The sequence below is a fragment of the Citrobacter sp. S55_ASV_140 genome, assembly GCF_018919505.1.
Taxonomy (GTDB): Bacteria; Pseudomonadota; Gammaproteobacteria; order Enterobacterales; family Enterobacteriaceae; genus Citrobacter; species Citrobacter werkmanii.
The window spans coordinates 1-6,323 of sequence record NZ_JAHLQZ010000212.1; the positions used below are offsets into that span (position 1 = coordinate 1).

Below are 6,323 nucleotides of genomic sequence, written 5' to 3' on the forward strand. Positions count from 1 at the left end.
GCGATGTGCTGGTTACTCTCGATCAGACGGATGCTAAGCAGGCATTCGAAAAAGCCAAAACGGCATTGGCTTCCAGCGTGCGCCAGACGCACCAACTGATGATCAACAGTAAGCAGTTACAGGCTAGCATTGAAGTGCAGAGAACCGCGCTGGCGCAGGCACAAAGCGACTTTAATCGCCGCGTCCCGCTGGGCAACGCCAACCTGATTGGCCGCGAAGAGCTGCAACATGCGCGAGATGCCGTTGCCAGCGCTCAGGCGCAGCTTGATGTCGCTATCCAGCAATATAATGCTAACCAGGCAATGATTCTCGGCAGCAAGCTGGAAGATCAGCCCGCCGTACAACAGGCCGCCACCGAAGTGCGCAACGCCTGGCTGGCGTTGGAACGTACCAGAATCGTCAGTCCAATGACCGGCTATGTTTCCCGTCGTGCCGTACAGCCTGGCGCGCAAATCAGCCCAACCACGCCGCTGATGGCAGTTGTTCCGGCCACCAACCTGTGGGTCGATGCTAACTTTAAAGAAACGCAGCTAGCGCACATGCGTATCGGCCAGCCTGCGACGGTTATCAGTGATATTTACGGCGATGACGTGAAATACACCGGTAAAATTGTTGGCCTTGATATGGGTACGGGCAGCGCCTTCTCCCTGCTGCCTGCGCAAAACGCAACCGGTAACTGGATCAAAGTCGTCCAGCGTCTGCCGGTACGTATCGAACTGGATGCGCAGCAGCTGGCGCAACATCCGTTGCGGATCGGTTTGTCCACGCTGGTTACGGTAGATACCTCCAATCGTGACGGACAGATTCTGGCAAGCCAGGTCCGCACCACGCCGGTATCAGAAAGTAATGCACGTGAAATCAACCTTGCTCCGGTCAATAAAATGATCGAAGAGATCGTGCGGGCCAACGCGGGCTAATTCAAAGGTGCGTGTGATGCAACAGCAAAAACCGCTGGAAGGCGCGCAGCTCGTCATTATGACGATCGCGCTGTCTCTGGCGACATTCATGCAGGTGCTGGACTCCACCATTGCTAACGTGGCGATCCCTACTATCGCCGGGAACCTGGGCTCTTCGCTGAGCCAGGGAACCTGGGTGATCACCTCATTCGGGGTGGCGAACGCTATCTCAATTCCAATCACCGGTTGGTTGGCAAAGCGCTTTGGCGAAGTAAGGCTATTCATGTGGTCAACGACTGCCTTCGTCATTGCGTCATGGGCATGCGGGATGTCCACCAGCCTGAACATGCTGATTTTCTTCCGCGTGGTACAAGGGATTGTCGCCGGTCCACTAATTCCGCTTTCGCAAAGCCTGCTGCTGAATAATTATCCTCCCGCCAAGCGTTCCATTGCCCTCGCGCTGTGGTCGATGACGGTGATTGTCGCCCCAATATGCGGCCCTATTCTTGGGGGCTATATCAGCGACAACTATCACTGGGGTTGGATATTCTTCATCAACGTGCCAATCGGCGCGGCGGTGGTATTGATGACTCTGCAAACTCTACGCGGGCGAGAAACCAAAACCGAGCAGCGACGCATTGACGCCATTGGTTTGGCATTGCTGGTCATTGGTATCGGTAGCTTGCAGATTATGCTCGACCGCGGCAAAGAGCTGGACTGGTTTGCCTCACAGGAGATTATCATCCTGACGGTGGTCGCCGTTGTCGCTATCAGCTTCCTGATCGTCTGGGAGCTTACCGACGAGCACCCGATTGTCGATCTCTCGCTGTTTAAGTCGCGAAACTTTACCATCGGCTGCTTGTGTATCAGTCTGGCCTATATGCTCTACTTCGGCGCAATCGTCCTGCTGCCGCAGCTATTGCAGGAGGTTTACGGATATACGGCAACCTGGGCCGGTCTGGCCTCCGCCCCGGTTGGGGTGATCCCGGTGATCCTGTCGCCGATAATCGGTCGCTTCGCGCATAAGCTGGATATGCGTCGTCTGGTCACGTTCAGTTTTATTATGTACGCCGTCTGTTTCTACTGGCGCGCGTGGACGTTCGAACCGGGTATGGATTTTGGCGCATCGGCCTGGCCGCAGTTTATTCAGGGATTCGCGGTAGCCTGCTTCTTTATGCCGCTGACGACCATTACGCTGTCCGGTTTACCGCCTGAACGTCTGGCGGCGGCGTCCAGCTTGTCTAACTTTACGCGAACGCTGGCAGGTTCTATCGGAACCTCCATCACCACGACAATGTGGACTAACCGTGAGTCGCTACACCATGCGCAGTTAACGGAGTCCGTTAACCCCTACAACCCAAATGCACAGGCAATGTATAACCAACTGCAGGGATTAGGGATGAGCAAGGAGCAAGCCTCTGGCTGGCTGGCCCAACAGATAACCAATCAAGGGCTGATCATTTCCGCCAACGAAATCTTCTGGATGTCAGCGGGGATCTTCCTGGTGCTGCTTGGTCTTGTCTGGTTCGCTAAACCGCCGTTTGGCGCGGGCGGCGGCGCGGGCGGCGCACATTGATCAAAAAAGCCAGTTCAGATGAACTGGCTTTTTTATACCGGCTGGCGCCTATTATTTGTCGACCAGATGAGAAGCGTGAGCTTCACCATCCAGCATGACAACTAAATATGCAGTTCCTGCAGCTTCTCTTTCGGCAGTGCCAGCTCTTCATTGCTGTTCACACGAACATCGTGCTCAAGGATATGACGGGCAATGTCCTGCGCTTCACTGAGAGAGTGCATCTGATACGTGCCGCACTGGTAAATGTTCAGTTCTGGGATCTGGTTTTGATCCTGCACTTTCAGTACGTCAGCCATCGCCGCTTTCCACGCGTCGGCAACACGCTGCTCGTCCGGCGTGCCAATCAGGCTCATGTAGAAGCCGGTGCGGCATCCCATCGGAGAGATATCGATAATCTCAACGCCGTTACCGTTGAGGTGGTTACGCATAAAACCTGCAAACAGGTGTTCCAGCGTATGGATACCTTTCTCAGGCATCACTTCTTTGTTCGGAATGCAGAAACGCAGATCAAACACGGTGATTGCGTCGCCATGCGGGGTATTCATCGTTTTTGCAACCCGGACCGCGGGAGCTTCCATCCGGGTGTGATCGACAGTAAAACTATCTAACAACGGCATTTAGCCACCTCCGATAAATTTTTTAAAAATAATCTGAACTCTTTGTTCCGGGGCGAGTCTGAGTATATGAAAGACGCGCATTTGTTATCATCATCCCTGTTTTCAGAGATGAAATTTTGGCCACTCCCGAGTGGCCTTTTTCTTTTGTATCAAGCGTGCTTTTCCAGCCACACGCTAAACGGCTCGGTATCAGCCGCTTCGATCTCCTGCTGACGACGCTTTGACGCTTCGGTTTCAGCAATAAACTCTTCTTCCTGCAATATTTCCAACGGCTCTTCGCGCAGAAGGTTTCGGTATGCCTCACCCAACGCTTTGCCCGTACCGCCAATGCCTTCATCAATCATAGACCGTAGGATCCGGGCGGAGAATGTCAGTTCAGGATTATCAAAGCAGGCGACCAACTTGTCGCATACCTTTTGATACTCCTCTCCCCCGTGGATGCTGTCCAGCGTTTGTGCTACGCGTTTCAGGTCGCGGAACAAATCTTTACCCACTTCAGGCAGTGGGAACTGCGCTGTCTCACAGCCAATGCCTAAGGTCAGGCCAGGCTTACGCCCTTCCAGAATAACGCGATTCCAGTTAGTACGCGTACATAACAGCTCATCGCTACTCATTTCCGGCGCATCGGCCAATGCGCACCAGACCATAAACAGATCGAGGAAGCGCACCTGTTGCTCGTCTACGCCGATTGGTGAGAACGGGTTAATATCCAGTGAACGTACTTCGATGTACTCAATACCGCCACGCAGAAGCGCGTCAGAAGGCGTTTCACCACGACGAGTGACGCGTTTCGGACGGATAGGCGCATACAGTTCATTTTCAATCTGCAAAACGTTGCTGTTAATTTGCAGACGCTTACCGTCCTTCTCCAGACCGATCGCCGCGTACTCCTCGGAAGGGGTTTTAATCGCGCGCTTTAATCCTGCCACATACTCATGCAAATCGTTAAACGTAATTCCGAGATTGCTTTGCGACTTATTGGTATAGCCCAAATCGCTCAAACGCAGCGACGTCGCGTACGGCAGGTAATACATCCCACAGTCGGTTTTTTCAAACGGCAGGGTGGTCGGTTTTCCTTGCAGGAAGGAGGAACAAATGGCCGGAGAAGCGCCAAACAGATACGGGATGACCCAGCCAAAACGGTAATAGTTACGGATCAGACGGAAATAACCCGCAGAGATCTTCTCTTTAGCATCTTCACCGTCCGTTACGCCGCATTTCGCCTGCCAGAAAGCCATCGGCAGCGAGAAGTTGTAATGTACGCCGGAGATGGTCTGCATCAACGCGCCATAACGGTTTTTGAGGCCTTCGCGATAAAGCGTTTTCAAACGACCGGTATTCGACGTACCGTACTGCGCCAGCTCAATATCCTGACCGTCGGCAATATAGCAAGGCATGCTCAACGGCCACATACGCTCGTCGCCCAGGTTTCTGGCGGTATAACGATGCAGGTCGCGCATGAACGTCAGCATTTTATGAATATCGTCGCCAGGTGGAGTAATAAACTCCAGCAGCGCTTCGGCAAAGTCCGTGGTTATCCACTTATGTGTTAGCGCTGAGCCTAACACCTCAGGATGGCCTGTCGTCGCCAATGACCCATCAGCATTGACGCGCAGCGTTTCACGCTCCAGCCCACGTTGAATCCCCTTTAACGCCTGAGGATGGTTTTCCAGCCAGGCCAGCGCCTGTGATACGTTCGGGATCAAATTGACCTCCCGCCTGTCAAAATCGTTTTAATTAGCATAATGGTATTGGTTACCCTGAAGGCTATCTCACAACACAATTAGTGCCACCACATAATGCCTTGCGTCGTAACCGCTGCGACAACAACATAGCGCAACGCCTTGCCAAGGCATAAGAAAAAGAGAACTGGGCCCCACGAGATGCGCATCCATCCAGCTAACAGGCACAGTAAATCACCCACAACCGGCATCCAGCTTAATAATAGTGTGACAGCGCCATAGCGCCGCAGCCAGCCAGTGGCTTTCTCTTGCCAGCGCGATGTTTTACGCAATGGAAAGAAACGCCCAAGGATAACGTTAGTTAACCCTCCAAGGCTATTACCCATTGTTGCTGTTAAGACTAAGACCCAGGGATGACTTACCCCAGAAATCAGCAAAGCAACCAGAACAACTTCAGAATTGCCGGGTAATAGCGTGGCGCTGAGAAAACTGCTGGCAAACAGTGACAGGAGCGATAGTCCATCACTCACAATAACCGAACATCCACGGCGTCCATCCCCGCTGCGCTCGCCGCCTGCAGTCCAAAATCGGCATCTTCAAACACGACGCAGCGCGCCGGAACAACCCCCATTCGCTCAGCACAAAGCAAGAACGTATCAGGAGCAGGCTTATGGCGTTGTACGTGATCGGCGGCTACCACAGCATCAAAATAGCGACGCAGACCAAGGTGAGCGAGCAGAGCCTCTGCAATTGCGCTTTCACTCCCCGTCCCTACCGACATAGGACGGCGGCCATACCAGGCTTTCACCACTTCAACCAACGGTAAAGGCTGGACGCTATCCAGCAGCATGCTTTTTACCTTGTCCGTTTTTTCTCGTGCCAAAACATGGGGGTCAAGATCGGCATGATTCAATTCAATCACCGCCTGGGCAATACGCCACGTTGGAGAGCCGTTGAGGGCAACCATGGCTTGTTCATCAAACCGTAGCCCATAATGGCCCAATACCTCATGCCACGCCTTACGGTGCGTAGGTTCGGTATCCAGGATGGTGCCATCCATATCAAAAATCAAACCCGCATAACGTTCGTACATCGTCTTCTCACAAGCCGAATGACCAGACGTTATTTTATCGTAATTGATTGATTTTGTCGCTGACAGCGAATTGAGGGATGTTCAGGGAGTATGTGGAAATGATTCATGAGGGGGAAAGTGCTGGCGATTATCTCGGAGAAGATGGTGCATCCGGGAGGATTCGAACCTCCGACCGCTCGGTTCGTAGCCGAGTACTCTATCCAGCTGAGCTACGGATGCATCGGGAATTGCTGATTACTACTGATACGGCAAAGAAGATGGTGCATCCGGGAGGATTACTCGGCTGCGCCTCGCCCTGCGGGCCGTTGCTGAAGCAACGTTATCCTCCCTGGTGCTGGCGATTATCTCGCAGACCATGCAACAACAGTTTCGCTGTTATTCAGGAGAAGATGGTGCATCCGGGAGGATTCGAACCTCCGACCGCTCGGTTCGTAGCCGAGTACTCTATCCAGCTGAGCT

At 53.2% G+C, this 6,323-nt stretch carries 6 protein-coding genes and 1 tRNA gene; 2 read left to right on the forward strand and 5 right to left on the reverse strand.

All coding sequences use genetic code 11. The features are described from left to right. A partial coding sequence (gene emrA / locus KQJ18_RS20465; RefSeq protein ID WP_216422610.1) for a multidrug efflux MFS transporter periplasmic adaptor subunit EmrA occupies window positions 1-917 on the forward strand: 917 nt, incomplete at its 5' end. A gap of 16 nt (window positions 918-933) precedes the next feature. Then, on the forward strand, window positions 934-2,472 hold the full coding sequence (emrB, locus tag KQJ18_RS20470) for a multidrug efflux MFS transporter permease subunit EmrB (RefSeq protein WP_069324580.1): 1,539 nt from the start codon (window positions 934-936) through the stop codon (window positions 2,470-2,472). 101 nt (window positions 2,473-2,573) lie between these two features. On the opposite strand, the gene luxS is transcribed toward emrB, so the two are convergent. The 5 genes from luxS to KQJ18_RS20495 all read right to left on the reverse strand — a co-directional run bounded on the left by luxS (window position 2,574) and on the right by KQJ18_RS20495 (window position 6,083). Next, entirely contained in the window at window positions 2,574-3,089 is a 516-nt protein-coding gene (gene luxS / locus KQJ18_RS20475) for an S-ribosylhomocysteine lyase (RefSeq protein WP_006687194.1), read from the reverse strand. A 149-nt stretch (window positions 3,090-3,238) separates the two neighbouring features. Next, entirely contained in the window at window positions 3,239-4,795 is a 1,557-nt protein-coding gene (gshA, locus tag KQJ18_RS20480; protein ID WP_110497054.1) for a glutamate--cysteine ligase, read from the reverse strand. A gap of 77 nt (window positions 4,796-4,872) precedes the next feature. Continuing rightward, window positions 4,873-5,301: a YqaA family protein gene (locus KQJ18_RS20485; protein ID WP_038633018.1), complete on the reverse strand. Its 429-nt coding sequence runs from the start codon at window positions 5,299-5,301 to the stop codon at window positions 4,873-4,875. After that, window positions 5,298-5,864 (reverse strand): fructose-1-phosphate/6-phosphogluconate phosphatase, encoded by a 567-nt coding sequence (gene yqaB, locus KQJ18_RS20490; protein WP_087856222.1) that lies wholly within the window; start codon window positions 5,862-5,864, stop codon window positions 5,298-5,300. Before yqaB ends, KQJ18_RS20485 begins: the two co-directional genes overlap by 4 nt. A 142-nt stretch (window positions 5,865-6,006) precedes the next feature. After that, window positions 6,007-6,083 (reverse strand) — tRNA-Arg (locus KQJ18_RS20495). Window positions 6,084-6,323: the final 240 nt, after the last annotated feature.